General features: G+C 61.9%; 1 protein-coding gene. It reads right to left on the bottom strand.

Annotated features, from left to right (window positions below; translation table 11 throughout):
* Positions 1-153: 153 nt before the first annotated feature.
* On the bottom strand, positions 154-1,377 hold the full coding sequence (locus tag AACY52_RS28370) for an IS256 family transposase (protein ID WP_112921552.1): 1,224 nt from the start codon (positions 1,375-1,377) through the stop codon (positions 154-156).
* Between the last annotated feature and the right edge of the window lie 189 nt (positions 1,378-1,566).

The raw sequence follows: 1,566 nt of genomic DNA on the forward strand, positions 1-1,566 counted from the left end.
CGGGCTACGCGACCGTCGGGAGGTTCGGATATTACGCAGGTTTCCACCTGTAAGGGCCGTTCGGCGATCATTCAGCCCGGTGCCGTTGGCTGCGCGGGACGGCGCCGGTGCGGGCACTGTCAGGATTTCCGTGTGTGGGCGGGCGGTTGAACATTACGCCGCCATGGCCCTGATGAAGCGCTCGCCGAAGATGACGGCGAACTGGGCCTTGGCCATGGACCACTCCCGTGGCGGCATTTTCCACTCTTTCTCCGATCGGTTCAAGATCAGATAGAGCAGCTTGGTGGCAGCCTCGTCGCTGGGAAAATGGCCCCTGGCGCGGACGGCGCGTCTGAGCTTCGAGTTCAAAGCCTCGATCGCATTTGTGGTGTAGACGATCCGGCGGACCTCGTCGGGGAACGCAAAGAACGGGATCACTTCGCCCCAGGCGCGCCGCCAGCTTTGGCCGATGGCAGGATAGCGTTGGCCCCAGGGGCCGGCCTCAAACGCGCTCAGCGCCTGTTCGGCCGCCTCTGCGCTGGGCGCGCGGTAAATCTCCTTGAGCGCGCTGGCGAGGTTCTTGCGGTCTTTCCAGGACACGAAGTCCATCGAGTTCCTGAGCAGATGCACGATGCACGTTTGGACGATCGCGTCGGGGAAGACGGCGGTGATCGCCTCGGGGAAGCCCTTGAGGCCATCGACGACGGCGAGCAGGATATCCTCGGTGCCGCGGTTGCGCAGCTCGTTCATTACCCGCAGCCAGAACTTCGCACCCTCATTCTGCTCGAGCCACAGGCCGAGGACCTCCTTCGCGCCGTCGGCGCGAACGCCCAGCGCGATGTGAATGGCTTTGTTGCGAACTATGCCCTCGTCGCGGATCTTGACCCGGATCGCGTCGAAGAAAACCAGCGGGTAGATCGGATCGAGCGGCCGCTGCTGCCACGTCGCCACCTCGTCGAGCACGGCGTCGGTCACCGTGCTGATCAGATCCGGCGACACGTCGATCCCGTACAGATCGTGGAGATGCCCGGTAATCTCGCGGGTGCTCATGCCGCGCGCATACATCGACACGATCTTGTCGTCGAAGCCGGGAAAGCGGCGCTGATACTTGGCGATCAACTGCGGATCGAAGCTCGCCTGACGATCGCGTGGCACGTCGATCGCCAGCTTGCCGGTGTCGGTCATCACGGTCTTCCGACCGTAGCCGTTGCGCGTGTTGCCGGCACCGTCCTGGCCGGCCAGGTGATGATCCATCTCCGCGTTCAACGCGCGCTCGGTCAGCGCCTTCTTCAGCGAATCGAGCAGGCCACCTTGGTCAAATGCAGCACTCGCGGCACCGCCCGCCAGCAACTGGTCGAGAAGCTCATTCGGTATCGCAGGTTCTTTGCGTCGGGACATATGGGATCTCCTCTTTACCCATTATGCCCGCCCACACACGGAAATCCTGACAGTCCCGAAGGTAATGATGCTAGCGACTGCTATGTGGAACAAAGGAATACCAAAGATTGAGCGGGCGCAAATGCTCGCTACCCACGCAAAAGCAATGACTGATACGTACTATCGCCAAATGCTGTCGACGATTATATC

Source organism: Pseudomonas sp. EA_65y_Pfl1_P113 (genome assembly GCF_963970525.1).
In the GTDB taxonomy this organism is placed as follows: Bacteria; Pseudomonadota; Gammaproteobacteria; order Pseudomonadales; family Pseudomonadaceae; genus Aquipseudomonas; species Aquipseudomonas tritici.

Excerpts from the sequence above, each read along its gene's own strand:
- AACY52_RS28370 (WP_112921552.1), bottom strand. The coding sequence starts at position 1,377 with ATGTCCCGACGCAAAGAACCTGCGATACCGAATGAGCTTCTCGACCAG.